We start from the raw sequence: 25,189 nt of genomic DNA, 5'->3' as shown, positions 1-25,189 counted from the left end.
ACATGTGCACCGGTAGGTCAGGCCGGGGCGCGGCCGACGCTCGACAGGAAGCCGGCCGCTCCGAAGAACAATCCGGCAAAAACACGGTTGGTGATTCTCTGCTGTTTCGGTGACCGCATGAGCCGCAGGACCCGCGCCGCAAGGCCGGTGTATCCGGTCATCACGACGACATCGACCGCGCACATGGTCGCCGCGATGACCAGATACTGCGGTACCAGCGGCGCGTTCGGATCGAGGAACTGCGGAAGCACTGCAAGCATGAACACCACGGCTTTGGGATTGCTGGCATTGATCAGGAACCCACGCACCATCATCATCGGACCGGAGCGCCGTGCGGCTTCGGAGTCGGTGGTTACTTCGCTGGGAGCAGACCGCCACTGTCGCACTCCGAGATACACCAGGTAGGCGACGCCCAGCCATTTGATGATCGAAAATGCCGCTGTCGAGTTGGCGAGGATCGCGCCCACGCCGGCCGCGACGATTCCGATCTGCAGGAGAAGTCCCAGCTGCAATCCCAGAATGTTCCAATATCCGCGACGGAGTCCGACGGCCAGACCGGAGGACATCGAGGCGATTGCCCCGGCGCCGGGCGACAGACTGATCACCCAACTTGCCCCGAAGAATGCCAACCAGACGTGCCAACTCATACTTTTTGCCTTTCGGCTGGGAAGGTATGCGGCCCGTGAAAGTGACGGGACTCCGAAGAAGTGTAGTTATGCGTATTGATGTATGCGGAGTGGTACCGACCGTTCTGGCACGGTACATTCGCTCTTGTTGTCTGAATATTTGCCAGGCGGGGGATCGGCGTGATGAATTTTGGCGGTGACGCAGGGCCGCGTTCGTTGATTCGCAATCAGATCGAGGTTTCCGAAACCCGTATGCGTTACGGGATCGCCGTACTGGTTCCCGTGTTTGCGCTTGTCGGGGTGTGTGCTGCCTTTTCCGATGAGGGGCAGAACACGCCGCTTCGGAGAATCGTTGCGGTGATGGTCTTGGTCAGTACTCTTCCGGTCGCATATCTGGTCAGTCGCATTCGGTTCGGCCTCATCTGGTGGAACCGGGATATCGGGCATCACTCCGTTCCGCCTGCAAGCACATACTTCGTTCTCTATGCAGATCTGGGGGTGACCGTAGTACTGGCGACGTTCGCCAGTCACGAGTTGGCGCTGTACGGGACAGCTCTGTTTGCGGTGATCAGTGTGTACGTGGCGCATTTTGTCGGGTGGGCGGCGACCGTGGTGCACATGGTCTTCACGAGTTGTGTGATCGCTGTTTTTGCCGTTCTCACCTGGCGTCAGGGATACCACGACATTGCGGGGATTATTGCAAGGGCGGCAACGTCGGTGATCGCTGTCAATGCGACGCTTGTCCTCCTCAGGTCATTTTCCGCGGGAATGCTCACGTCGTACCGCACTCAATTTGCGAACGCGAATCGCGACCCGCTGACGGGATTACTCAATCGTCGTGGATTCGAATTGTGGATGCAGATTGCGGAGGAGCACAAGCCTGGTCGATCCGGCGTCCTATTGCTCGACATCGACAACTTCAAGGCTGTCAACGACGGGTCCGGTCACGACAGCGGCGACGCGGTGTTGCGGTTGCTGTCTCACAGACTCGAACGAGTTGTCGGCGTGGACGCGGCAGTAGCTCGAACAGGTGGCGATGAGTTTGCTATCGCGGTACGCGGTGACGTGGCAATGCTCACCCGACTTGCCGAATCGATTCGGGATGAGGTGGCCGTCGGTTCGGACGAGGTTCCGATCACGGTCAGCATCGGTGTTGCGGAGGTGGTGTCGGGCGCGCACGGGAAACTGACTGGGCAGGAACAGATCAAGGAAGCTCTGTCTCGCGCAGACAAAGCGATGTATGAGGCGAAGTCGGACGGTCGCAACCGTGTCGTGGCCGATGTGCCGGCGCAGTAGCCCGCGCCGGACGTACAGTGTGTCAGTTTCAGAAGGCGACTACGCGGTGACCTTCAATTTTTGTGCCGCGTGCAGTCGCCTTTTGGCATTCCGTGTTCAGAAGTGCTGTGCGTCAACCGTTTGACTGGCGTTGCGGTACAGGATTTTCGAAGGTTCTGATGAGCAGATCCCTAGATGGCGCTCAAATAGCAGCCACTTCGTTCTCGGCAAGATGTCGGTAGAGAGTGGCCAGGCATGTGTCGATCGACCCGCCAACGCCGCACGAAGATCGATATGAAGCGAATTATCGCCGCTGGCCTCGTTAAGCCGTTCACTCACTATGTCGGCACCAGCCCGTAGCTCCAGACTGTCGTTCATATAGCGTCCGTCCGACGCCCAAAATCGGCCAGCTTTCCCATTCGTGTCATCACCTGGATTATCGACGTATCAGGATTTCTGGTCCATCGGAATCTCTACCTGAAGAGGTCCTGATCCCGGACCCAAGATCCCTTGTAGGCCAACGCTATCGGTGTAGTGTACAGGACCTCTGGGACCTCTTCCGGAAGTGCATCAACTTTCATCCCGCCAGTATCTCCCGCCCGTCTCCACCTTTTTCGCGGGTATCGAGGAAGGGATTCCCCGTCGATGTCACAACATCGACTCAGAGAGCACAATGGCGGACTTCATTCCGGAGCGGGCGTTAGTCGTGCAGTGTCCCACTGATCAGTGTCTCGCTAGCGAACGATTGATGGACGCTGTGGCTTCGATAGGAACACCTGATCAATTCTCGGACTCAAGGTTCAGCAGTCAGTCAGGGAACGACTCGGTGATAATGCTTCCACCGAGCGCGCAGTCGTCTTCTGAAGAATGCAGTCATCCCGGCATCCGGCGCAACGTCTTCATCTCATCAAGTGCCGCAGTGAGGCCTCCGCCAGCGACCACTGGTGCATGACGAGAGACCTAACTGCGCGTGTCACTTGCTGTCGACGTGCCCGATCGGGTCGGCGCTGTCGGTGAATGCGGCGCGGGCGGTGGGCCAGCTGGTCTCATCGACGTGGAGAGCGTCGCGAAGGTAGGCGGTGCTCATTCGTTGGATGACGGCGACCCGCTCCGGGTTTTCGTCAGTGGTCTCGGCGACTTCGTATCCGACGATTCCGCCAAGCGCATGCTCGGCCCCGTAAAAGGTTAGGAGGTCGGTGGCGCCGGGGCTGTGTGTGTAGGCATCGGTGAACCAGTCGGGTCCGCGGCTGGACATCTTGGACTGATCGTGGTCGCCCGCGATGACGAGTGTCGGCGTGGCCAACTCCTGGAACGACGGGCGCATGAATGGGAAGTTCGCCTTCGCGAACGGGTGCAGGTCGTCGCCACCGAGACCAGTTGCTGCGAACAGGATGCCCGCGGTGACGCGGCTGTGGACATGTCCTCGCCGACTTGTCCTGCTTCGTCGAAGATCCGAGCGCCGAGGAGCGACTGCGCTGTCTGTCCGCCCCAGGAGTGGCCGGTCGCGGCGACGCGGCCGTGATCGATGCGGCCGGCAAGCCCGGGGACGGCGGCCTCGATGGTGTCGAGCTGGTCGAGGATGCGGGTGAGATCCGTGATCCGCTCGGTCCAGATGGTCGGGAACACCGGGTGGTCGAACCCGAAACCGTTCCGGCGCGAGTCGAGGTGGGTGGGCTGGATCACGACGAACCCGCGGGAAGCCCAGAACGCGGTGAGCGGCGCATACCCGTCGAGGTTCCACCCGTTGCCGTGGGAGAACACCACGATCGGCAGGTTCGCGCCGGTCGCCGGGGCGGACACCCGAACTTCCAGCGATACCGGCCGGCCGGGGGCGGACAGTTCGATGGGAGCAACGGAGACGACCGGAGTGCCGGCGCCGACAACGCCGTCCAGTGTTTCGATCATTGATGAGGTCATAGCAAGTTCCTTACTGCGGGTGCGCTCTGCGATACTGGTTACCGGAGCGACGTTCCGAAATATTACGGAACAGTGTTCCGTAATGCAAGTACATCCGATCGAATTGGTGAGGACAGGCACATGGCTGACACCGAGAGCGACCAGTCGCGCGTTGCGCGGCCCCAGCAGGTCGGCCGTCCGCGTCGAAGCCAGCAGGCACTCCTTGACGCAGCGGCAGCGGTGTTCGTGACGTCCGGGGTCGACGCTCCGGTGCGGGAGATCGCAGCGAAAGCAGGCGTCGGTGTGGGGACGATCTACCGTCACTTTCCGACCCGTCCGGAGCTCGTGGTGGCGGTGTACCGACACCAGGTCGAGGCATGCGCAGAAGCCGGCCCGCGACTACTCGCGGAGAGCGCGACGCCCGAGGCTGCCTTGCGGGCATGGGTGGCTTTGTTCGTCGATTTCCTCGTCACCAAACACGGGCTCGCTGGCGCACTCCACGGAGACAGCGCCGGGTCCGACGCTCTGCACGCCTACTTCGTTAGCCGTCTCGTGCCGGTGTGTAGCGACCTCCTCGGGGCAGCACTCGAGTCCGTTGACACTGCTCCGCCGGTCGATGCGTACAACGTGCTCAAAGGCATCGGCAACCTCTGCATCGGTGCCGCAAGCGACGCCCACTACGAGGCCACCATTCTCGTGCAACTACTCATCTCGGGCGTGCTTAGCCGAGGACTTCGCTGACCCAGACCATCGAACCCTCACACGGGGCACGACAGGACGCGCCGCGAAAATCGCGCCACTTACTGCTGCGATTCACAGTTGGCAAGGCGACTGGAGCCCGTGCGGCAATGACTTCACCCTCAGCCGGATCCACTGCCTCACCTGCGGCGAGTCCGAGACGATGTAGCGTCTGTCGCTCGGCCAGCAGGACGGACCGTGATCCCGAATGCCACTGCTCGAAACTGACACAGTGTCAAAGCGGTCGTCGTCATCGCGCGGCCCGGCCTGTCGGTGCAATGATCGATCGATGAGTGAATTTCCGGTTCTGGACCTGACGCCCGACGAATTGTTGACGACAACACGCACAGTCAGAAAACGCTTGGATCTGACAAGGCCTGTTCCCCTGGATCTGATCAAGGAATGCCTGGAGATCGCGTTGCAGGCTCCGTCGGGATCGAATCGCCAGGGTTGGCAATGGATTGTGGTGACCGACCCCGAGCTGCGTCGACAGATCGGTGAGATCTACAAAGACGTCACGGAGCGTTATCTGACGTCGCCAGGATCTGCCGCGCAGTTGTTCAGTGACGATCCCGATCGGGCCGCAGTCCAAGCGCGCGTCGGCAGTAGCGCCGAGTGGCTCGGCAACCACATGGGTGAAGTTCCGGTTCTGATGATTCCGTGCATCAAGGCGGAGCGGATCTTGCCTGCCGGTAATCAGGCGGGACTGTGGGGATCGTTGCTTCCCGCGGTGTGGAGCTACGCATTGGCGGCGCGCGCCCGTGGATTGGGAACTGCGTGGACAACACTGCACCTTGCGCGCGAAGCCGACGTTGCAGAAATTCTAGGGATACCGGCGGGCTTCCACCAGGGCGCCCTGATACCCACCGCGTACTTCACGGGAGAGACATTCAAACCGGCGGCACGCGAGCCGATCGACAACATTCTGCACCTCGACCGATGGTGAACCTCGAGTACTCGGCAATCTGCTCGCTCGACGGCTATGTCGCCGACGACGAGGGGAACTTCGACTGGGCAATGCCGGACGCCGAGGTACACGGCTTTGCCAACAACCTCGAACGGGACGTGGGCACGCACCTGTACGGGCGCCGGATGTACGAGGTCATGACGGCGTGGGAGACGATGGCAGATCCCGACCCGATTGCCGATGAGTTCGGTCGGATCTGGCGCCGAGCGGACAAAGTTGTGTACTCCACGACGCTGGCCGAGCCGTCGACCCAGCGAACCCGAATCGAGCGAGCTTTTGACCCCGAGGCCGTGCGGGCGATGAAAGCCAGGGCGACGCAGGATATTTCGATCAGTGGGCCCACGCTGGCCGCGCACGCGATAGCCGCCGGCCTGGTCGACGAAATTCACCTGTTCCTCTGCCCCGTGATGGTTGGTAGCGGATTGCGTGCATTGTCCGCCGACGTGCGTGTGGACCTCGAGTTGCTGGAGCAGAAGGCATTTCGGAGCGGAGTCGTCTACCTGCGATACGGCGTGAAGTCAGGAGAGTGATACGGGCATGATGTCGGCGACGATGACATGTATGAGGCCGTCGCGGATCTCGAAGGTCTCCCGGATCTCGACCGTCATCAAGCGCGTGTCGGCAACGCCGGCATCGAGGAGATAGACGGCGGTCACGACGTCTCCGTCTTCGGTCATTCGAAGATCGCGCACGGACTGAATCACGGTGTACTGCACACCGTAATCGAGGTCGGCGGACAACTGGGGACCCGAGAACCCGGTCTGGATGCCGGCTTCGACGCGCGTGGCATCCGGTGCGAAGTGCACGTCGGTGACGTCGTGAGAGACCAACGCGTCGATGTAGGCGCGTGCTTCTGCTTCACTGGGTGAGTCCGGTGCGGCGTGGGCAAATGACGCACCGGTAAAAATCATTGCTGCAGAGATGGTTGCAGTGGCGATGGTCTTTCCGAACGTGGACATGAGAGTTCCTATCGCGTGGTGTTGGTGCAACTGAGTGGGGGATCGACCAGGGAGCAGAATGCGGGGGCTTTCACGGGTACGTAATCCGCCCCGACGCCGTTGTTTTCGATGATGTTCCGGTACGTCTCGACGCCGTCGGTGGGGGTACGGGTGAGGGTGGGATCGGTCAGGACGTCGACGGTGTACAGGCCGAAACGTGGACGGTACGAACCCCATTCGTAGTTGTCGGTGACGGACCAGTAGTTGTACCCGATGATGTCGGCGCCGTCCTCGCGGGCGCGTTCCATCCAATAGACGTGGTCGCTCAGATGATTCGAGCGTGTGTATCCGTCGGGGCGTGGATTTCCGTTGTCTGTGGGCATTCCGTTCTCGACGATGTAGAGGGGGAGTTCCGGGTATTTGCGCGAGTAGCGCATCAGTGCGTCGTACAAACCCTCGGGCTGTGGTGTGACGTTGTAGAACTCGTCGATCGCGGCATAGGCCGCGGTCGGGTTGTCCAGTGCCACACCGTAGTAGTAGTCGACACCGAGGAAGTCGAGCTTGTCGCTGACCCGATCGGTGAACACGGAGTCGATTGCCTCCGAGACGCCGGGAATGAATGCGAAGTTGCTGCTGACGCGAGCGCCCGGATCGAGGACGTGGATGCGGTCGTAGATCGATCGGTGCACCCGAACCAAGGCGTCGAACATCGCGGGAGCCTGGGGGAGCGTGATTCCGCCGTACGTCAATTCACGCTGCACGTACACCGTCGGTTCGTTGATCGTGATCCACAATGCGCCGACCCCGGAGTATCGCGCGACTACTTTCTCGGCGTTGGTCAGCCAGTCGGCTTCGGTTTTCGGGTTTGTCCACCCACCTTGATCGACGACCCAGCCCGGATACACCCAGTGATCGAGAGTGATCATCGGCGTCATTCCGCGGGCAAGAATATGCGCGACAACAGCGTCGTAGTATCCGAATTCGGTTTCGTTCCACGTTCCGGGTGAGGGTTGCACCCGCGCCCATTCGACGCCGAAGCGGAACACCTGCGCGCCGAGATCTGCCGCGCGGTCGATGTCCTCGGCAAAGCGGTGCCGAAAGTCGACCGAGTTACCGATAGCGTCGTGAGTTCGACCCGATGCGGAGTATCGCGACCAGTTGCTGTCCGGGGAGGAACCCTCGGATTGAAAACCCGAAGTGGCAACGCCCCACAGAAACTCGTCGGACGGGGTGCCCGATGCCTGCGCCGGTGATGCCGCCGCCCCGATCACGAGGGCGAGCAAGGCGGCGGCAATCGACCGTGACGTGACTCCCATGATGGGAGGTTAAGTCATACAGGTGTCCAGAAATGTGGCTTTTGCAGGATCAGAATTCAATCGTCATCGGACCGGGAGTCCACATACCCGAACGTTGCACACGGGATTCGTCGAGTTCCGCGGGTACCGCCGCCGAATCCAGACGCGTGTATTTCTCGATCGATCCCCAGTCGCGATCCCAGTCGTTGTCGAGATACGACGGTATGGTCTGCGCACTGACGAGGAGATCGATCCATCCGAGCGGACCACCGCCGAAGTGGTCCTGCCACGCTGTGGTCACGAGTGCGCCGCTGTGATCGGGCAGGATGCGGTACTCGGGAACCTCGGCAACGCCGACGCGATGATCGAACGGCCGTTGGCACGGGAAGGCCAGACCCACAGCCCAGTCCAACATCACGGGAGCGTCGGAACCGACAACGTCCTGCAGTTTCTGCGTCTGCGGTACGCGCGGCGGAGTAACCGCCACCCATTGATCGTCCTTGCTGTCGAGATCGCTGACAACAAGGCGAATGGTGTTCGCTTCCACAGGAATCTGGTCGAGTGGAACGCGAAGGTTGCGCCACGACGGTGACGGACCGATATCGAGGGGTGCGATGCGGCCACCGATTTCGACGTCATCGGCACCTCGCGCGGTGCCGTATTCGACCTCGACGTTCTGCCCGTAGGTGACGATGCCGTCGGTATCGACGGATCGGACGCGTCCCGCTGCGGCGATGGAAATGATGTCGCCGCGGGAGCCGCTGTCGTTGAGATCGGGAAGTTGATACCACCCGCTGGTCAGAGCGCCGGGTGCGGCTTGGCCGTAGCTGCCCATCACCGGAGTTGTGGCGGGATCGAGGCCGAACGGCAACGCGACCGAACTGCCGTTGACGCCGGTCACTCCAGCGCCACCACCTGTTCCTGCGGAGTTTCCGGCCGTGGTCTCGTCGCTGTCGACGGTGTTTGCACCACCGGTGGTGGTGGCTTCCTCGTCGGCGCTGAGGTCGCCGGCAACGCCGTTCGGATCAAATCCGGTAGCGCTGCCGGATGACAGTGCGGTGGCGATGTCGCCGGAAAGGGGCGTCAGCATCGATGCGTTCGGATCAGTTTCGAGCAGGACGTCGTTGGCAAGGCCACAGGGTTGTCCGAGTACCGCGTCGACGTTTGCGCGGCCCACCGAGTAGGCCGGGTACTGGCTGATCACGCCCTTGGACATGGAGAGAACTTCGAAGAGAACCATGGCGCCGGCCGCAACGGTCAGCGGTGAGATGGCCAGCAGGCGAGCGCGACGCGGCGACAGTTCCTTGCCGACGGTGTACGGCTCGCGGAAGAAGAACCACGCGGCGACTCCGAGCATCAGTACGGTCAGCCCGAGGAGAACGGTGCTCGCGCCGAGCCCACTGATCGACACCGGCTTGTCCCACCACGGAACGCTGTAACTCGAGACGTAGTAGTAGCCGTTGCTGCCCGTGAACGCCATTGCCAGCAGGAACAGCACGCCTGCGGCGAACAGTGCGCGATTGCGCGGGGAACGCAGGAGGGTCGTTCCGACGGCAACTGCCGTCATCATTGCGAGAACCGCTGTCAGGCCCGCGAAGATTCCGAAATGGTGAGTCCACTTGGTGGGCGAGAACATCAACAGAGGCAACGCGCCGATGGTGAGACCGACAACTCGCCGCGGCGGGCCGACGGCCAAACCGGGGATCCGGCCGCCTTTGCGGAGCATCATCGCGGTGCAGACACCTAGGCACAGGAACATGACAAAAACGCCGAAGCGGCGCGTCAGCGAACCGTCGACGGAGATGTTGAGCAGGTATTGATAGCGCAGGTATTCGTCGAACCACGGAGCGTTCGGTGAGATCGAGTGAACGCGCTGCATCTCGATGACGGCGGCCAGGCTCTGATCGCCGAAGGCGGGGATGAGGATCGACAGTCCTGCAGCGAGCAGTGGTCCGACGGCCGCGACGTAACCGGTGGTCCGAGCGCGTTCGACGATGATGCCGATGATGGGACGGATGCCGGCGATCAACGCGGCGAAGCAGATCAGTCCGGACGGACCTGCAGTCAACGTGAACCCGGCAATCAGAATTGCGACGGCAACCGGCAGGAGTCGACGCGTCGCGATGGCGCGTTCGATCGAGCACCACGTCAGGAGAACACCGAGCGCAACAATCGGTTCGGGACGCAATCCGTTGTTGAACGGGAGCCAGAATGCGAGGAAAACGAGCGCGCCGGTCCAGAGAGCAATACGGTTTCCCCGGATTGCTGCGCCGAGGCGCGGGGCGACCTCACGACTGATGACAAGCCACGCGACGACGCCGGCTACCAGGGCCGGAAGCCGGACCCACGGGCTTGCCGGACTGATATGCGCGAGTAGTCCGAGGATGTTGTAGTACGGGGTACCGAACGGTGTTTCCGGGACGGCGAACCAGCGGAAGTAGTTCGACATGTACCCGGATTGCTCGGCTGCCCGGGCCATCGTGAACTGATAGCCGTCGTCGGTGGTTGTGGCTCCGATGAAGTGCCACAGCACCAATGTTCCGATGACAACACCGTCGACGCGGGTGAATTTCCACCACCGTGTCGGCAGGAATTTGCGGCTGCGACGGCCGTCGAGATTATCGAGGCGATGCAACGCGACGAGCGAGATGATCGCGGTCAGCGCGCCGAGAATCATGGCGAGCGTTTTAATCGTCGACGGACTCGACGTGAATCGGGAGTCGGAGACTATCGAGACGTCCAATCCGGCGGCAGCGGTGTTCAGGTCACTGAACACGCCGACAACTTGTGGCCGGTGGTCACCATCGAGAATCCGTGGCTCTGACCCGGTGGCGGAGACCGTCGTCCGGGTGGGCTCGGCGAGCACCGTCAGTGCGCAACCGCCGGGGAGTTCGCCTGGGGTCTCGGAGAACAGCGGTCCCGAGAACACAACCTCGTCCCGCAGGATCGCGTCGACGCGTGCGGGTGCGTCCGCCGATGCGGGGGACACCGTTGCGACAAACCCGTAGCGACGCGCGTCGGCGGCGCTTGCGGGCGCGGTAGATACGAGGGTTCCACCCGTTGGCGCCAACTCGGCTATCGACGCGCAAGGAATGGAGGCCTCGAACCGCTGCGGTGTGTACGAGACGAGGGGGGATTCGACGCTGGTCGTGGAACCGGCCTGCGGCCAGTTGATGCTGGCCGTGTCCTGCTGGATAGGCAGGAACGGAATGGATACACACGCGAGGATTCCGAGAACGGAGGCAACGATTGCCACCATCCGTGCGCGCGTCTGCTGTGTGGCGCGCTGTGGAATCGGCGGGTTGGGAGGTGCGGCCACGGCCACGTCACTGTCTGTCACGACTTTCGACCCTAGCGGTGCGTGACGTGTTTGTTATAAACACAGAGGCCTTTCGAAATGTCTGGATGTGCATTTTGCTCGATCCGGCGACGCCGGTCAGCCGTGACTGGCGCCACACGCGACGACTGCGTGCGGCCCCTGAGCGCCGCAGGTGGACCGGTGAATAACACGGTGCGACTATCCTGAATAATTGACGTCAGTTCTGTGTTCTCTCCGCGAGACACAGGTCCCCCGTTTGCGTACGAGAGGAACTCTCATGCTTGCCCGCACCGACCTGCGTGGTCGTACCCCATCCACGGCCGAACTTCGTGCCGCGCTTCCGCGAGGTGGAGTGGATGTGGACGCGGTGCTGCATCAGGTTCGCCCGATGGTCGAGGCCGTTCGCGATCGCGGCGCAGAAGCTGCTCTCGAGTTCGGCGAGAAGTTCGACGGCGTTCGCCCGACTTCGGTCCGCGTTCCGGCAGCTGAGCTCGAACGCGCACTGCGCGAACTCGACCCTGCAGTCAAGGAAGCCCTCGAGGTTGCGATCGAGCGCACGCGCAAGGTGCACGCCGATCAGCGTCGCAAGGACACCGTCACCGAGGTAGTCCCGGGTGGCACCGTCACCGAGCGTTGGGTTCCCGTCGAGCGTGTTGGTCTCTACGTGCCCGGCGGTAACGCCGTATACCCGTCCAGCGTTGTCATGAACGTCGTCCCGGCCCAGACTGCCGGCGTCGGATCGCTTGTTGTCGCCTCGCCTCCGCAAGCCGATTTCGGTGGATTGCCGCACCCCACCATTCTTGCCGCCGCAGCGATGCTCGGCGTCGACGAGGTGTGGGCCGTCGGCGGCGGCCAGGGCGTTGCCCTCCTGACCTACGGCGGCATCGACACCGACGGAACCGAGCTTGTGCCCGTCGACCTCATCACCGGTCCGGGCAACATCTATGTCACTGCCGCAAAGCGCCTGTGCCGCGGACTCGTCGGCATCGACGCAGAAGCCGGCCCCACCGAGATCGCGATCCTCGCCGACCACACCGCTGACCCGGTCCACGTTGCTGCCGACCTCATCAGCCAGGCCGAGCACGACGTCATGGCCGCCAGCGTCCTCGTCACCACCAGCGTCGAATTGGCCGACGCGGTCGACAAAGCTCTTGCTGCGCAGCTCGAGATCACCAAACACCGCGAGCGCGTCAACACCGCGCTTACCGGAAGCCAGTCCGGAACCGTTCTGGTCACGGACGTCGCCGCCGGTCTGCGCGTCGTGAACGCCTACGCGGCCGAGCACCTCGAGATTCAGACCGAGGATGCAACCGGTGTCGCAGCTCAGGTCACCAGCGCCGGAGCGGTTTTCGTCGGCCCATGGGCCCCAGTCAGCCTCGGCGACTACTGCGCCGGCTCCAACCACGTTCTGCCGACGGCCGGCTGTGCACGTCACTCGTCCGGCCTGAGTGTGCAGACGTTTCTGCGCGGCATCCACGTGATCGACTACTCCGAATCGGCATTGAAAGACGTTGCCGGACATGTCATCACGCTTGCCAATGCGGAAGACTTGCCGGCTCACGGCGAGGCTGTGCGTCTGCGGTTCGAGGCTCTGCGATGAGTACTGTTCCCGGAGCGTCGATTTCGGTGGACGCGCTTCCGATTCGCGAGAACCTGCGCGGCAAGTCCGCGTACGGCGCCCCGCAGTTGACGGTTCCGGTTCAGCTCAACACCAACGAGAACCCGCATCCGCCGACGCAGGCGCTCATCGACGACGTCGCTGAATCCGTGCGTGAAGCGGCCAAGGAACTGCACCGTTACCCCGACCGCGACGCTGTGGCGCTGCGGACGGATCTGGCTGCCTACCTGTCGAAGCAGACGGGTGTTCCGGTCACCGTCGACAATCTGTGGGCGGCTAACGGATCGAACGAGATCCTGCAGCAACTGCTTCAGGCCTTTGCCGGTCCGGGACGTAGCGCGATGGGATTTGTGCCGTCGTACTCGATGCACCCGATCATCGCCGACGGTACCGATACCGAGTGGGTGGAGGTGTTCCGCCGGGACGACTTCGCACTCGACGTCGATGCTGCCGTCACGGTGATCTCGGAGCGTCGACCGGATGTCGTGTTCGTGACCAGCCCCAACAACCCGACCGGCCACAGCGTCGGCATCGCGGAGCTGCGACGCATCCTCGAAGTGGCGCCGGGCATCGTGATCGTCGACGAGGCTTACGCGGAGTTCTCCGCTGCACCGAGCGCGATGACGCTGATCGACGAGTTCCCGGCCAAGCTGGTTGTCACCCGCACCATGAGCAAGGCGTTCGCGTTTGCCGGTGGCCGACTCGGATATCTCGCCGCCGCTCCCGCGTTCATCGACGCACTGTTGTTGGTGCGCTTGCCGTATCACCTCTCGGTCGTCACGCAAGCGGCGGCACGTGCCGCCCTGCGTCACGCCGACGAAACCCTGGGTAGCGTCCACGCACTGTCCGCCGAGCGTGACCGGGTGTCGAAGGCTTTGGCAGATAGCGGCTTCCGGGTTATTCCCAGTGATGCCAACTTCATTCTGTTCGGCCAGTTCGCCGATAGTGCCAAGGCGTGGCAGGCGTACCTCGACCGAGGTGTCCTCATCCGAGACATCGGTATCCCCGGGTACCTCCGAGCAACTGTCGGACTCCAAGCCGAGAACGACGCGTTCATCAAGGCCAGTGACGAGATCGCCGGTACAGAACTCATCAATGCAGGAGAGACGGTATGAGCGATCGCATTGCGCGGATCGAACGGACGACGCGAGAATCCAGCATCGTCGTCGAATTGAACCTGGACGGGACCGGCATCGTCGATGTCTCCACCGGCGTTCCGTTCTTCGACCACATGCTCACCGCGTTGGGTACACACGCCAGCTTCGACCTGAGCGTTCAGGCCACCGGTGATGTCGAGATCGACGCGCACCACACCGTCGAGGACACCGCCATCGTTCTCGGTCAGGCCTTGGGCCAGGCGTTGGGAGACAAGAAGGGCATTCGCCGTTTCGGTGATTGCTTCATCCCGATGGACGAAACCCTCGCGCATGCGTCCGTCGATGTGTCCGGTCGTCCGTACTGCGTGCACACCGGGGAACCGGATTACATGGTGCATTCCGTCATCGGCGGGTACCCCGGAGTTCCGTACCACGCAGTGATCAACCGCCACGTCTTCGAGTCGATCGCGCTCAATGCCCGTATCGCACTGCATGTTCGGGTCCTGTACGGACGCGATCAGCACCACATCACGGAGGCCGAGTTCAAGGCTGTTGCTCGCGCTCTGCGTGAGGCAGTCGAGCCGGATCCGCGCGTAAGCGGCGTGCCGTCGACGAAAGGCACTCTGTGAGCGTCCTCTTGACCTATCTGCTGTTCATCGGCGCCGGAATCGCGGTGGGCGGCGCCTACTCGATGTTCAAGGTGAACAAATTGGCGTCGGGAATTCTTCTGGCGCTGGCGATTCTGGCGGCTGTTGCGGGGGCACTGCGCATCTGATGGTGGAGCGCACATCATCCCCGGGGTTGCTCCGAACCCCGGGCATGATCAGTGTTCTGGTCATGGCGGCTGCCGCATTTGGTGGCTGGTCGTTACTTCTTCCGGTTGTTCCGTTGGTGGTGGCGCAGTCGGGTGGCTCCGACGCCTTGGCCGGGGCCGTGACGGGCGTCTTCATGGCGGCTACTGTGCTGACACAGTTGCTGGTGCCGCGATTGCTGAGGACGCGCGGCTATCGCCCTGTGCTTGCTGCGGGTTGCCTGCTGCTCGGGCCGCCTTCGCTGGTGCTGTTGATATCTTCCGATTCGATTGCGGCGTTGTCCGTGTCGGCAGTGCGCGGTGTCGGATTCGGTTTGCTCACGGTGGCAGGCGGCGCACTGGTCGCGGAATTGGCGCCCAGGCGGATCTTGGGCCGAGCTACCGGCGCCCAGGGCATCGCGATTGCAGCCTCTCAAATGGCAGGTTTGCCACTGGGTTTGGCGATAGCGGCAAGATGGTCGGCCACACCGGTCTTCGTTTTGGGTGCCGTGATCCCGGTGCTCGCTGTGATCGCTATTGCCCGCTTGCCGAAATTGCGCGCTCAGCCAACCGGCACGTCTGCGCGAGTGAGTGTGTTCACGGTTATTGTGCCCGTGGTCGCGCTAGCGTGCGTGTCGGCGTCGTTCGGCGGCTTGTCCTCACTGTTGCCCATCGCAATTTCGGATCGCGCCGCGATCGCCGGCGTGGTGCTGGCGACCGCCAGTGGGGCCATGTTGGTCGGCCGATACTCAGCTGGATTGATCTCCGATCGGTTCGGCAGCGGCAAAATGCTTGCGCCGGCCTTGGTGTCGGCGGCAGTCGGTCTCCTCCTGTTCGCCCTGAGCGTCGACGACGGTGCGACTGTGGTGTTGATCTGTGCTGCAGTGCTTTTCGGGTTCGGATTCGGTGGTGTGCAGAATGAATCCTTGGTCATGGCCTTTTCGGCAGCAGGGCCGAAACGCGTCGGATCGGCCAGCGCGATCTGGAACATTGCATACGACGCCGGCACTGGAATAGGTGCGATTGCACTGGGATTTGTGGCATCGGCATCGGGATACACGTGGGTATTCGTCGTCTCGGCAGTTGTCGTCGTGGTGGTCCCGGCACTCGCTGCGGCCGGCACATTGATCGGCCGGCGGGGCGATCCGAAACCGGACAACCACGGCACAAGTTCTAAGATCCGGAGTTATGACAACCTTTGACGAGACGGTTATCGCCGGTGTGACCGCTCATATGAATGCGGATCACACGAGCGACAACCTGATGATCGTTCGGGCATTCGCGGAGCCGACCGCAACCAGTGCGCGAATGGTTGGCCTCGATTCGGTTGCGGGCGAGTGGGTTGCCGATGTCGACGGGACGGAAAAGCTCGTGAAGGTCGAGTGGCCCGAGCCGGCCGTGGACCGCGCCGCCATCCGGACACAAGTAGTTGCTCTGTGCATGGACGCGTACAACAAACTTGGCGTCGCGAGGCCTGAGCACTGATCGCAGCAGCGTCAAGCGTGCCCGATAGAGTTGTGGCATGAGCGCTTCCACGATTGCCGTCCTCGACTACGGCTCCGGCAACCTGCATTCGGCCACCCGCGCATTGGCGCGCACCGGCGCACACGTGGAGGTAACCAGTGATCCCAAGGTGGCGCTGGCGGCCGACGGCCTGGTCGTTCCCGGCGTCGGCGCTTTTGCGGCGTGCATGGAGGGCCTGCGTGAGGTTCGGGGTGAGCGGATCATCGGTCAGCGCCTTGCGGGTGGACGGCCCGTTCTGGGCATCTGCGTCGGCATGCAGATCCTGTTCGACCGCGGCGTCGAGTTCGGTGTCGAAGCCGAGGGCTGTGGCGAATGGCCCGGCACTGTCGAGCGCTTGAAGGCCGATGTGTTGCCGCACATGGGCTGGAACACTGTCGAAGCACCCGAGTCCAGCACCCTGTTCAAGGGCATCGACGCCGACACTCGCTTCTACTTCGTGCACTCGTACGGTGTCCAGAACTGGGAACTGCCGCCGTCCGAGCACATCGCTGCTCCCAAACTCACGTGGGCCGATCACGGCGGAAAGTTCCTCGCTGCCGTCGAGAACGGTGCGCTGTCCGCAACGCAGTTCCACCCTGAGAAGTCGGGCGATGCGGGTGCTGAATTGCTGAGCAACTGGGTGCAGAGTTTGTGACCGGACCTTCCGGCAAGTACAGCGGAGACAACTTCTCGTTGGCTCGTCTTGCGCTGTTCTCGCTCGGCGCCACCGTGGCTGTTCTGGCAGTCACGACGATGGTCGTCGTTCTGGTGGATCCGACGCCTGTCGTAGGGCTCGTGATCGGCCTCATCGGGGTTGCCGCGGCGATAGCTGCCATGGGCGTCGTGTCGAAGCGGATGACGCGAAATGCCTTCGGCGACGGTGATCAAGACCCGACACACGGTTCCGGGTCCTGACCGACTAGGGTTATCGCACGTGAGCCTGGTCCTTTTGCCTGCTGTGGATGTTGTCAACGGTGAAGCTGTTCGCCTCGTGCAAGGAGAGGCGGGAAGTGAGACCGGTTACGGGTCGCCCCGCGACGCCGCCCTTGCGTGGCAGAACGACGGTGCCGAATGGGTACATCTTGTCGACCTCGACGCCGCCTTCGGTCGCGGATCCAACAGCGAACTACTGGCCGGCGTCATCGGCGATCTGACGGTCAAGGTCGAACTGTCCGGTGGAATCCGTGACGACGCCTCCCTCGAAGCTGCACTGGCCACCGGCTGTGCTCGCGTCAACCTCGGTACCGCTGCCATCGAAGATCCCGAGTGGTGCGCCCGCGCATTGGCCAAGTACGGCGACAAGATTGCCGTCGGCCTCGATGTGCGTCTGGTCGACGGCCAGTACCGCACCCGCGGTCGCGGCTGGGTCACCGACGGTGGAGACCTCTGGGAAACCCTCGCTCGTCTGGACCGTGACGGCTGCACGCGTTACGTCGTCACCGACGTATCCAAGGACGGAACCCTCACCGGTCCCAATCTCGAACTTCTGAGCCAGGTGTGCGCTGTGACCGACGCGCACGTTGTCGCGTCCGGTGGCGTTTCGACCATCGACGATTTGCTGGCTATCTCCAGCCTCGTGGATCAGGGCGTCGAAGGCGCGATTGTCGGCAAGGCGCTGTACGCCGGCCGCTTCACCCTTCCTGAAGCACTTGCCGCAGTTTCCGGTTAGATTCGCTTGATGACCCCGCCGCGTGACCTCGACGAACTCCTCGCGATTGCCGGTGGGCTGCTCGACGGCGTTCACGATCAGTTCGTTGCCGGTGTGGGCTCGCCGAGCGCAGTCCGTAAGGGCTGGGCCGATTTTGCCACCGAGGTGGACCTCGCGCTCGAGAAGCGGTTGTCCTCGGAGTTGTTCGATCGCACCGGGATTGAGGTGCACGGCGAGGAGTTCGGCGGGCCCGACATCGATTCCGGGCTCGTCTGGGTTCTCGATCCTGTCGACGGCACGTTCAACTACTCGGCCGGGCTACCGCAAGCCGGAACGCTGCTGGCATTACTCGACGACGGCGTTCCGGTCCTGGGATTGACCTGGTTGCCGTTGATCGGGCATACCTATGCGGCGAAGGCCGGTGGCCCGTTGTTTGTGAACGGCGTCGCCGTATCGCCTTTGGAGTCCACTGATCTGGCGTCGTCGATCGTCGCGATGGGTGCGCTGAACGCGAACAGTCGTGGACGAATTCCCGGCAGCTATCGCCTCGAGGTGCTGGCTGAAATCAGCAAGGTGTCTTCCCGGATCCGAATCCACGGCAGCACCGGGGTTGATCTGGCCTTCACCGCGGCAGGAATCTTGGGCGGCGCGATCGTCTACGGGCACAATGCGTGGGACAACGCGGCGGGGGTAGCGCTTGTCCGCGCGGCAGGTGGGGTGGTCACCGACCTCGCCGGCAATCCGTGGACCGTAGAATCGGATTCGGTACTTGCTGCCGCTCCCGGTGTTCACGGTGAAATTCTCGACATCCTTACATCGCTCGGTGATCCGCGCGCTTCGTCCTCAGGAGGACCAACGTCATGACCCTCGCAGTTCGTGTGATTCCGTGCCTGGACGTCGATGCCGGACGAGTGGTCAAGGGTGTCAATTTCGAGAACCTTCGCGACGCGGGCGATCCGGTCGAACTGGCCGCTGCGTACGACGCCCAAGGCGCCGACGAGCTGACCTTCCTGGACGTCACCGCGTCGACGTCTGATCGTGGCACGATGCTCGACGTCGTAAGTCGTACTGCCGAGCAGGTTTTCATTCCGCTGACGGTGGGCGGCGGTGTGCGCACGGTCGAGGACGTCGACCGTCTGCTGCGGGCCGGGGCCGACAAGGTCAGTGTCAACACCGCAGCCATCGCACGTCCTGAACTGCTCAAGGAATTGAGTGAGCGTTTCGGTTCGCAGTGCATCGTCCTCTCGGTCGACGCAAGGACGGTTCCGCAGGGCCAGCCGGACACACCGTCCGGCTGGGAGGTCACGACGCACGGTGGCAAGCGCGGAACCGGCATCGACGCGGTCGAGTGGGCCGAGCGCGGCGCAGAGTTGGGCGTCGGCGAGATCCTGCTCAATTCCATGGACGCCGACGGCACCAAGGCCGGTTTCGATCTGCTGATGATCCGCGCGGTCCGCGCCGCTGTTCACGTTCCCGTCATCGCCAGCGGCGGCGCCGGTCTGGTCGAGCATTTTGCGCCGGCCGTCGAAGCGGGCGCCGACGCAGTCCTCGCGGCGAGCGTGTTCCACTTCGGCGATCTGAGCATCCCGCAGGTGAAGGACGCCATGCGCGCCGAGGGGATTGTTGTCCGCTAGGCGTTTTCTGCTCGGATTCCGTCGAACATCATCCGGGTGATCGCCTGATTGAGGGCGTTGCAGTCCACGGACGACTCCGCTCGCAGCCCCTGTATGCCGCTGGCCAGCATCATGCCGTTGACAGCCTTGGCCGTGTTTGCAATGTCGAGGTCGGCGCGGAGGTATCCGCACTCGACGCCGTGACGGAGATATCCTGCAGTCAGTGCGGCGGCCTGGTCGAGTAGATCGAGCATCCGGCCCGTCAGGTCGGCGTCGACCCCCGTTGTCTCGAAGAGCAGCACCCGCGGGATCCGTGGGTCGTCGAAGAAGATGCGGGGGAGTGCGTCCGCGATGCGTGCCACCTGAGCTCGGTATTCGTCCAAGGTGTTGGCTGCGTCCGGCGCGTTGTCGGTGGCGAGTGCGCCGATGATTTTGGCGATCAGATCGTCGATCACGTGATCGATGATGTCGCGTTTGTTCTCGAAGTATCGATAGAACGTGCCGTGGCCGATTCCGAGAGTTGTTGCAATATCAGCGATCCCGGTGGCGTGGTAGCCACGTTGGGCAAAACACTCGAATGATGCGTCGATGATCTCGCGGCGTAGTTCCGCCTTTTTTCGCTCCGCTCGGGTTATGGCCTTCGTCACCCTGAAGATGATACCGTTTTCCATAACGGAATGACGTGTCAGTTTCTGATGTGCGGTTCACGAGGGGATTCAATCTGATGGCAGTGCAGTACGACGCAGTTGTGGTGGGGGCGGGCTTCGGCGGAATGGGTGCGGCCATTCAACTCAAGCGGTTGGGCCTGAACAACCTGGCGATCCTCGAGCGCGAGGATGATCTGGGCGGAACGTGGCACGTCAATCGCTATCCCGGGTTGGCGGTCGACATCGCGTCGGTCACCTACTCGTATTCGTTCGAGCCCAATCCGCACTGGTCGAGGCTCTTTGCGCCGGGCGCGGAATTGAAGAAGTATGCCGACCATGTCGCGGACAAGTACGACCTACGACGCCATATGACGTTCGGCGCCGTGGTGAACGGCGCGCGGTGGGACGAGGACGAGGCGCACTGGGTGGTGTCCGTGGACGGGCAGCCTGAGATCACTGCGACCTATCTACTGACGGCGACAGGTTTTCTCTCTCAGCCGCATCGGCCGGACATCTCCGGCATCGACGAATTTGCGGGCAAGATCATTCACACCACGGCGTGGGACGATTCCTACGATCTTGCCGGTACGAAGACGGCAATCATCGGAACCGGCGCTACTGCAGTGCAACTCATTCCAGAAGTTGCGCGTCAAGCCGCGGATCTGACCGTGTACCAACGCACACCTATCTGGGTTGTTCCCAAACTCGACGTCCCCATTCCGTCGGCAGTCCAGAAACTCTTCTCTCGAATTCCGTTGACTCAGCGGATCGCACGCGCAGTCAGTTCCGGAATTCTGGAAATGATCATGGTGAGCGCTGTTTTGCACTACAAGCAGGTCAAGCTGATCAACAAGGGTGCCGCAGCAGCATCGCGCGCATTCCTGCGGTCTCAGGTCCGCGACGCTGCGCTCCGCAAGCAACTCACTCCGGACTACGACTTCGGATGCAAGCGACCTACCTTTTCCAACAGCTACTTCCGTACATTCACCAAACGTAACGTTCACCTCGAGACGACGTCGATCGACCACATCGCCGCCGACGGTATCGTCACCGTCGACGGACGTAAGACCGAGATCGACACTCTGGTGTTGGCCACCGGGTTCAATCTGTGGGACGTCAACTTCCCGGCGATCGAGGTGATCGGCCGGGAGGGCAGAAATCTCGGAAAGTGGTGGCGTGACAACCGTTTCCAGGCATATGAGGGAGTGTCGGTTCCGCATTTCCCCAACTTTCTCACCCTCGCTAGTCCTTATTCGTACAGCGGACTGTCCTACTTCACGACCATCGAATCGCAGATGCAGCACATGGAGCGACTGTTCGGTGAATTGAAGCGACGAGGAGCCGACACCTTCGAGGTCACCGAGGCAGCCAATGCCGAGTTTCTCGACCGAATGACCGAAAACCTGGCGGACTCCGTTTTCTACGGCGGTAGTTGCCAGACCGCGCGAAGCTACTACTTCAATCAGCACGGTGAGGCGGCAATCCTGCGGCCCACATCGACGCGCAACGCATTTGTCGAGGCGAAGCGCTTTCCTCTCGAGGACTATTCGATCTCCTGATCTTTCCTGGGCTTGATTCCTGGTGGCGGGCGGCGGTGCGTAGCGGCAAAAAGGGATATCCTGATTTTGGACTTCTCGAGATCAGTGCCAACGAATCCTCGGGGAGGGCTGGTTGGTGCAAGGTTGATGTCGGAAATCGATCCGTTTGGTACGCAGCGTGCTGATCCGTTCAGCACGGCGTACGACACTTCGAACGTCGTCTCCGAACTGGAGATGTCGGGGCTGGAGGACGCCCGCGAGATCGGGCGTGGAGGCTTCGGCGTCGTCTATTGCTGTTCGCAGCCGCGCTTGGATCGCATCGTTGCCGTCAAGGTTCTCACCGCGAGTGTTGAACAGGAAAACGATGCTCGCTTCGTCCGTGAACAACACGTGATGGGGCGGCTGACCGGCCATCCGAACATCGTCAACGTTTTGCACGTCGGCACAACGGCAAGCGGTCACCCGTACATCGTGATGCCGTATCACCCGAGAGGATCTCTGGAGACACGAATTCGTTCGACCGGTCCGCTGTCGCTGAGCGAGACACTTCGACTTGGAGTGAAAATAGCCGGCGCCCTCGAAAGTGCTCATCGACTCGGGATTCTTCACCGAGACGTCAAACCGGCAAACATCCTGTTCACCGACTACGGCGAGCCGGCGATCACGGACTTCGGTATCGCGCACATTGCGGGCGGGTTCGAAACCTCTACCGGTACCGTGACGGGATCACCGGCGTTCACGGCACCCGAAATTCTCAGCGGAGAGCCGCCCAGTGTTGCGGGAGATATTTACGGCCTCGGTGCAACATTGTTCTGCGCTGTGTCCGGGCACGCGGCATTCCAACGTCGCAGCGGCGAGGAATTGATCGCACAGTTCTTGCGTATCACGACCGAGCCGATTCCAGACCTCCGCGAACTGGGAATTTCGGAAGGGATGTCTGCTGCCATCGAGCTTGCGATGAATGCCGATCCACTTCGGCGGACTTCTTCGGCCCGCGAATTCGGCGAAGAGCTTCGAAAAATTCAGTCTTCCAAAGGCTTTCCCGTAACCGATATGGCGCTGTTGGCAACCGAGGCGGGTGAGGAAAGTCAGCAGAAGCCCGGTACGTCAGATGGTGATGTCCTCGTCAGATATGCGGGCTCGTCTGCGACCACTGTGTCTCCGCCGCCTTCCGGCAATTTGCCGTTGGAATTGACCAGCTTCATCGGTCGGCGGCGAGAGCTGACTGAAACCAAAGCGAAGATTCTCGAATCCCGGCTGGTCACGTTGACGGGTGTGGGTGGCGTGGGAAAGACACGGCTGGCGGTCAGAGTTGCTGCGGATCTGCGACAGAAGTTCGACGACGGAGTGTCGGTAGCCGAACTTGGCGAACTTCAGGATGCGTCGTTGCTTGCCGATCTTGTTGCGTCTTCGCTCGGGATCAGAGACCGAACCGACCCGCTCGACGACGTATTGGCTGATTTTTTGGCCAACCGGAATGTGCTGCTTTTGCTGGACAACTGCGAACACCTGGTTGATGCAGTAGCCGATCTGGTCACGTTTCTTCTGCGCGTGTGTCCGGAACTTCGTATCCTCGCAACCAGTCGTGAACCGCTCGGTATCGGTGGCGAGGCTGTTCTTCGAGTGCCGCCGTTGTCCGTGCCCGCCCCCGACCTCGAAACGTCGCTTCACGGTTTGTCTCGATTCGACGCGATCACGTTGTTTACCGATCGGGCCGCAGCGGCGTTACCTGGATTCGAGCTGACTGAGGGGAACAAGGTCACGGTTGCGCGGATTTGTCAGCGACTCGACGGCTTGCCCCTACCCATCGAATTGGCTGCGGCTCGATTGCGTTCGATGTCTGTAGAACAGATCCTGGATCGGCTGACCGACCGGTTCAAGTTACTCACACTGGGTAGCCGCAATGCGCCGTCCCGCCAACAGACCTCGAGATTGTGCATCGACTGGAGTTACGACCTTTGCACGAGATGGGAACAACAGTTGTGGGCGAGGCTATCCGTTTTTGCCGGTGGTTTCGAACTCGATGCAGTGGAAAGCATTTGCTGCGGGGATCACAGTGCAGACGAGCTGCTCGACGGAATGGCCTCGCTGGTCGACAAGTCGATCCTGATTCGAGAAGAATCGGAAACCGTCGTGCGTTTCCGGATGCTCGATACGCTCCATGATTACGGCCGAGAGAAAGCGGAAGAATCCGGCGACTACGGTTCGTTGCGGCGGCAACATCGTGACTGGTACCGAAAGATGGTGCTGGAAGCGGAAACCGAATGGATCAGTGCCCGGCAAAAAGACTGGATCGATCGATTAGGGAGAGAACAATCAAATCTCCGCGAGGCGATGGATTACGCGGAGTCGACGCACAGTGACGACTGCCTCGGGCTGCAGATCGCCGGCGCGCTCTTCCCGTTCTGGCTCTCGCGTGGACTCTTCAGCGAGGGGCGCTATTGGCTCGATCACCTCTTGGACATCGATGTCGAGCATCCGACCGTCGATAGAATCAAAGCCCTATGTGCCAGTAGTGTTCTCGCCGAAATCCAGGGTGCGCTCGATGTCGCGGCGGCACGTGTTGCCGAAGCAGTCGAGTTGTCCGAAAAGTTGGATGTGTTCGATCATCTCGACTTGTCCGAGCATCTCGACGAGTGGACCTCGCAGGCCAGGGTGATCCAAGCGCGGGGTTGCCTCGAACTGTTTCTCGGGGACACTACTCGCGCGTGCGACTACCTCCGGAAGGCATTGGACCTGGTAGGAACCGGGGACGACCTCGCGTTGCGGGTCTGGATTCTGAACACCCTCGGGATGGCGTACGAAGCCAACGGTGAGACGGACCGGTCCATCTCGTGCCACGAGCAGGTTCTGGCGATCACGCAGCGGACCGGCGAATCTGTGTACCGGTCGTACTCGTTGTGGTCGATGGGTGTCGCAGTCTGGCGGCAAGGAGATTTCGCCTACGCGGCGGACCTTGTCAAACAAGCATTGCGTATCGCCGAACGCGTCGAGGAACCGCTCACCGCAACCGTGTGCCTGGACGCGCTTGCATGGATTGCCGGCGCCGAACACGACGAACGTCGCGCCGTTGTCCTGATGGGTGCCGCCGAAGCGATCGTCGACATGGTGAACAGTTCTCCGGTTCTGTTCCCGAGCTTGGGAAACTATCGACTGCGGTGCGAGCAGGAAACCCTTCGTGCGCTTGGCGGCCAGGCTTTTCGCAGTGCCCGGGATCAAGGGCACTCCCTGGATTTTCACGAGTCCGTAGCCTTTGCGCTGCAAGAGAATCCGCCGGCTACCGGCCAGACGGCCGGATTGAGTGTGCGCGAACAACAGGTTGCCGACCTCGTCGCTGTTGGTCTGGATAACAAAGCCATCGCGGATAGGCTCGCCATCTCGGTTCGGAGCACTCAACGGCACATCGAGCACATTCTGACGAAACTCGGTTTCACCTCACGCTCACAACTCGCGGCATGGGAGTTGGAGCAGCCCTCGTAGTGCTGGAGACCGCGGTCCACATCGTCGAGTGTGAAGTTGATCAGCCTGGCACTCGGATCATCGACTTCGTGGTCCTCGCCGTCGATATGCCCCGTACAACGAACCTGCGCCTGTGAGCTCGCACGTTTGCCCAGCGCGAGCAGCGGCTCCCGAAGGTGCTCGCGCCGTCCGACTCGCTTGCCGAAGCGATGGGTAACGCCG

At 61.9% G+C, this 25,189-nt stretch carries 23 protein-coding genes and 1 pseudogene; 18 read left to right on the top strand and 6 right to left on the bottom strand.

Features of this window, described 5'->3' with window-relative positions; all coding sequences use genetic code 11:
* Positions 1 to 17: 17 nt before the first annotated feature.
* Positions 18 to 647, bottom strand: coding sequence for a LysE family transporter (locus tag V2B23_RS25050; RefSeq protein WP_430952772.1), 630 nt, complete (start codon positions 645 to 647; stop codon positions 18 to 20).
* Between the two features lie 162 nt (positions 648 to 809).
* On the opposite strand from V2B23_RS25050, the gene V2B23_RS25045 reads away from it, so the two are divergent.
* Positions 810 to 1,922: a diguanylate cyclase gene (locus tag V2B23_RS25045; protein WP_430952771.1), complete on the top strand. Its 1,113-nt coding sequence runs from the start codon at positions 810 to 812 to the stop codon at positions 1,920 to 1,922.
* A 952-nt stretch (positions 1,923 to 2,874) separates the two neighbouring features.
* On the opposite strand, the pseudogene V2B23_RS25040 reads toward V2B23_RS25045, so the two are convergent.
* Positions 2,875 to 3,818, bottom strand: a pseudogene (locus tag V2B23_RS25040) (alpha/beta hydrolase family protein).
* 120 nt (positions 3,819 to 3,938) lie between these two features.
* Between V2B23_RS25040 and V2B23_RS25035 the strand changes: the two are divergent.
* From V2B23_RS25035 to V2B23_RS25025, 3 genes are all read left to right on the top strand, one after another.
* Positions 3,939 to 4,538 (top strand): TetR/AcrR family transcriptional regulator, encoded by a 600-nt coding sequence (locus V2B23_RS25035; protein WP_430952770.1) that lies wholly within the window; start codon positions 3,939 to 3,941, stop codon positions 4,536 to 4,538.
* A 286-nt stretch (positions 4,539 to 4,824) separates the two neighbouring features.
* Positions 4,825 to 5,481 carry a nitroreductase family protein gene (locus V2B23_RS25030; protein ID WP_430952769.1) on the top strand — a complete coding sequence of 219 codons (657 nt, stop codon included), beginning with the start codon at positions 4,825 to 4,827 and terminating at the stop codon, positions 5,479 to 5,481.
* Positions 5,475 to 6,032 carry a dihydrofolate reductase family protein gene (locus V2B23_RS25025; protein WP_430952768.1) on the top strand — a complete coding sequence of 186 codons (558 nt, stop codon included), beginning with the start codon at positions 5,475 to 5,477 and terminating at the stop codon, positions 6,030 to 6,032. Before V2B23_RS25030 ends, V2B23_RS25025 begins: the two co-directional genes overlap by 7 nt.
* Here V2B23_RS25025 and V2B23_RS25020 read toward each other — a convergent pair.
* Genes V2B23_RS25020 through V2B23_RS25010 form a run of 3 tightly spaced genes read right to left on the bottom strand, consistent with a single transcriptional unit; the run spans position 6,021 to position 10,994 of the window.
* Entirely contained in the window at positions 6,021 to 6,461 is a 441-nt protein-coding gene (locus V2B23_RS25020; protein WP_430952767.1) for a hypothetical protein, read from the bottom strand. The two genes, V2B23_RS25025 and V2B23_RS25020, sit on opposite strands and share 12 nt — an antisense overlap.
* A gap of 8 nt (positions 6,462 to 6,469) precedes the next feature.
* Positions 6,470 to 7,756 (bottom strand): glycoside hydrolase family 1 protein, encoded by a 1,287-nt coding sequence (locus tag V2B23_RS25015; protein ID WP_430952766.1) that lies wholly within the window; start codon positions 7,754 to 7,756, stop codon positions 6,470 to 6,472.
* 49 nt (positions 7,757 to 7,805) lie between these two features.
* Positions 7,806 to 10,994, bottom strand: a complete 3,189-nt coding sequence (locus V2B23_RS25010) for an arabinosyltransferase domain-containing protein (RefSeq protein ID WP_430952814.1) — start codon at positions 10,992 to 10,994, stop codon at positions 7,806 to 7,808.
* A 337-nt stretch (positions 10,995 to 11,331) separates the two neighbouring features.
* Between V2B23_RS25010 and hisD the strand changes: the two genes are divergently transcribed.
* From hisD to hisF, 11 genes are read left to right on the top strand one after another with little or no spacing between them, the layout of a single operon-like run.
* Positions 11,332 to 12,654 carry a histidinol dehydrogenase gene (hisD, locus tag V2B23_RS25005; RefSeq protein WP_430952765.1) on the top strand — a complete coding sequence of 441 codons (1,323 nt, stop codon included), beginning with the start codon at positions 11,332 to 11,334 and terminating at the stop codon, positions 12,652 to 12,654.
* A complete protein-coding gene (locus tag V2B23_RS25000) occupies positions 12,651 to 13,787 on the top strand; it encodes a histidinol-phosphate transaminase (RefSeq protein ID WP_430952764.1) in 1,137 nt (378 codons plus the stop codon). Before hisD ends, V2B23_RS25000 begins: the two co-directional genes overlap by 4 nt.
* Complete coding sequence (gene hisB / locus V2B23_RS24995; RefSeq protein WP_430952763.1) at positions 13,784 to 14,398, top strand: imidazoleglycerol-phosphate dehydratase HisB; 615 nt, start codon at positions 13,784 to 13,786, stop codon at positions 14,396 to 14,398. Before V2B23_RS25000 ends, hisB begins: the two co-directional genes overlap by 4 nt.
* On the top strand, positions 14,395 to 14,544 hold the full coding sequence (locus V2B23_RS24990; protein WP_430952762.1) for a hypothetical protein: 150 nt from the start codon (positions 14,395 to 14,397) through the stop codon (positions 14,542 to 14,544). Before hisB ends, V2B23_RS24990 begins: the two co-directional genes overlap by 4 nt.
* Positions 14,544 to 15,761: an MFS transporter gene (locus V2B23_RS24985; protein WP_430952761.1), complete on the top strand. Its 1,218-nt coding sequence runs from the start codon at positions 14,544 to 14,546 to the stop codon at positions 15,759 to 15,761. Before V2B23_RS24990 ends, V2B23_RS24985 begins: the two co-directional genes overlap by 1 nt.
* On the top strand, positions 15,748 to 16,044 hold the full coding sequence (locus V2B23_RS24980) for a DUF2470 domain-containing protein (protein WP_430952760.1): 297 nt from the start codon (positions 15,748 to 15,750) through the stop codon (positions 16,042 to 16,044). Before V2B23_RS24985 ends, V2B23_RS24980 begins: the two co-directional genes overlap by 14 nt.
* Before the next feature lie 37 nt (positions 16,045 to 16,081).
* Entirely contained in the window at positions 16,082 to 16,717 is a 636-nt protein-coding gene (gene hisH / locus V2B23_RS24975; protein ID WP_430952759.1) for an imidazole glycerol phosphate synthase subunit HisH, read from the top strand.
* On the top strand, positions 16,714 to 16,977 hold the full coding sequence (locus V2B23_RS24970) for a hypothetical protein (protein ID WP_430952758.1): 264 nt from the start codon (positions 16,714 to 16,716) through the stop codon (positions 16,975 to 16,977). Before hisH ends, V2B23_RS24970 begins: the two co-directional genes overlap by 4 nt.
* Positions 16,978 to 16,996: 19 nt before the next feature.
* Positions 16,997 to 17,731: a bifunctional 1-(5-phosphoribosyl)-5-((5-phosphoribosylamino)methylideneamino)imidazole-4-carboxamide isomerase/phosphoribosylanthranilate isomerase PriA gene (priA, locus tag V2B23_RS24965; RefSeq protein WP_045070169.1), complete on the top strand. Its 735-nt coding sequence runs from the start codon at positions 16,997 to 16,999 to the stop codon at positions 17,729 to 17,731.
* A 9-nt stretch (positions 17,732 to 17,740) separates the two neighbouring features.
* On the top strand, positions 17,741 to 18,574 hold the full coding sequence (locus V2B23_RS24960; protein WP_430952757.1) for an inositol monophosphatase family protein: 834 nt from the start codon (positions 17,741 to 17,743) through the stop codon (positions 18,572 to 18,574).
* Positions 18,571 to 19,344, top strand: coding sequence for an imidazole glycerol phosphate synthase subunit HisF (hisF, locus tag V2B23_RS24955; RefSeq protein WP_033230908.1), 774 nt, complete (start codon positions 18,571 to 18,573; stop codon positions 19,342 to 19,344). The genes V2B23_RS24960 and hisF overlap by 4 nt, the downstream gene beginning before the upstream one ends.
* Here hisF and V2B23_RS24950 read toward each other — a convergent pair.
* A complete protein-coding gene (locus V2B23_RS24950) occupies positions 19,341 to 19,994 on the bottom strand; it encodes a TetR/AcrR family transcriptional regulator (RefSeq protein ID WP_430952756.1) in 654 nt (217 codons plus the stop codon). The two genes, hisF and V2B23_RS24950, sit on opposite strands and share 4 nt — an antisense overlap.
* A 53-nt stretch (positions 19,995 to 20,047) precedes the next feature.
* Here V2B23_RS24950 and V2B23_RS24945 point away from each other — a divergent pair, with 53 nt between their 5' ends.
* The 3 genes from V2B23_RS24945 (at position 20,048) to V2B23_RS24935 (ending at position 25,104) form a co-directional block, all read left to right on the top strand.
* A complete protein-coding gene (locus V2B23_RS24945) occupies positions 20,048 to 21,529 on the top strand; it encodes a flavin-containing monooxygenase (RefSeq protein ID WP_430952813.1) in 1,482 nt (493 codons plus the stop codon).
* 126 nt (positions 21,530 to 21,655) lie between these two features.
* Positions 21,656 to 24,988, top strand: a complete 3,333-nt coding sequence (locus V2B23_RS24940) for a protein kinase domain-containing protein (RefSeq protein WP_430952755.1) — start codon at positions 21,656 to 21,658, stop codon at positions 24,986 to 24,988.
* A complete protein-coding gene (locus V2B23_RS24935) occupies positions 24,964 to 25,104 on the top strand; it encodes a hypothetical protein (protein WP_430952754.1) in 141 nt (46 codons plus the stop codon). Before V2B23_RS24940 ends, V2B23_RS24935 begins: the two co-directional genes overlap by 25 nt.
* Positions 25,105 to 25,189 lie beyond the last annotated feature (85 nt).

The organism is Rhodococcus sp. 24CO, from assembly GCF_050586165.1.
In the GTDB taxonomy this organism is placed as follows: domain Bacteria; phylum Actinomycetota; class Actinomycetes; order Mycobacteriales; family Mycobacteriaceae; genus Rhodococcus_F.
This window is presented reverse-complemented; position numbering and strand designations above follow the sequence as displayed.

Bases quoted from the DNA above. Each gene is read 5' to 3' on its own strand.
- V2B23_RS25050 (WP_430952772.1), bottom strand. From the start codon at position 647: ATGAGTTGGCACGTCTGGTTGGCATTCTTCGGGGCAAGTTGGGTGATC.
- V2B23_RS25045 (WP_430952771.1), top strand. From the start codon at position 810: ATGAATTTTGGCGGTGACGCAGGGCCGCGTTCGTTGATTCGCAATCAG.
- V2B23_RS25035 (WP_430952770.1), top strand. From the start codon at position 3,939: ATGGCTGACACCGAGAGCGACCAGTCGCGCGTTGCGCGGCCCCAGCAG.
- V2B23_RS25030 (WP_430952769.1), top strand. From the start codon at position 4,825: ATGAGTGAATTTCCGGTTCTGGACCTGACGCCCGACGAATTGTTGACG.
- V2B23_RS25025 (WP_430952768.1), top strand. From the start codon at position 5,475: ATGGTGAACCTCGAGTACTCGGCAATCTGCTCGCTCGACGGCTATGTC.
- V2B23_RS25020 (WP_430952767.1), bottom strand. From the start codon at position 6,461: ATGTCCACGTTCGGAAAGACCATCGCCACTGCAACCATCTCTGCAGCA.
- V2B23_RS25015 (WP_430952766.1), bottom strand. From the start codon at position 7,756: ATGGGAGTCACGTCACGGTCGATTGCCGCCGCCTTGCTCGCCCTCGTG.
- V2B23_RS25010 (WP_430952814.1), bottom strand. From the start codon at position 10,994: ATGGTGGCAATCGTTGCCTCCGTTCTCGGAATCCTCGCGTGTGTATCC.
- hisD (WP_430952765.1), top strand. From the start codon at position 11,332: ATGCTTGCCCGCACCGACCTGCGTGGTCGTACCCCATCCACGGCCGAA.
- V2B23_RS25000 (WP_430952764.1), top strand. From the start codon at position 12,651: ATGAGTACTGTTCCCGGAGCGTCGATTTCGGTGGACGCGCTTCCGATT.
- hisB (WP_430952763.1), top strand. From the start codon at position 13,784: ATGAGCGATCGCATTGCGCGGATCGAACGGACGACGCGAGAATCCAGC.
- V2B23_RS24985 (WP_430952761.1), top strand. From the start codon at position 14,544: ATGGTGGAGCGCACATCATCCCCGGGGTTGCTCCGAACCCCGGGCATG.
- V2B23_RS24980 (WP_430952760.1), top strand. From the start codon at position 15,748: ATGACAACCTTTGACGAGACGGTTATCGCCGGTGTGACCGCTCATATG.
- hisH (WP_430952759.1), top strand. From the start codon at position 16,082: ATGAGCGCTTCCACGATTGCCGTCCTCGACTACGGCTCCGGCAACCTG.
- V2B23_RS24960 (WP_430952757.1), top strand. From the start codon at position 17,741: ATGACCCCGCCGCGTGACCTCGACGAACTCCTCGCGATTGCCGGTGGG.
- hisF (WP_033230908.1), top strand. From the start codon at position 18,571: ATGACCCTCGCAGTTCGTGTGATTCCGTGCCTGGACGTCGATGCCGGA.
- V2B23_RS24950 (WP_430952756.1), bottom strand. From the start codon at position 19,994: ATGGAAAACGGTATCATCTTCAGGGTGACGAAGGCCATAACCCGAGCG.
- V2B23_RS24945 (WP_430952813.1), top strand. From the start codon at position 20,048: ATGGCAGTGCAGTACGACGCAGTTGTGGTGGGGGCGGGCTTCGGCGGA.
- V2B23_RS24940 (WP_430952755.1), top strand. From the start codon at position 21,656: ATGTCGGAAATCGATCCGTTTGGTACGCAGCGTGCTGATCCGTTCAGC.
- V2B23_RS24935 (WP_430952754.1), top strand. From the start codon at position 24,964: ATGGGAGTTGGAGCAGCCCTCGTAGTGCTGGAGACCGCGGTCCACATC.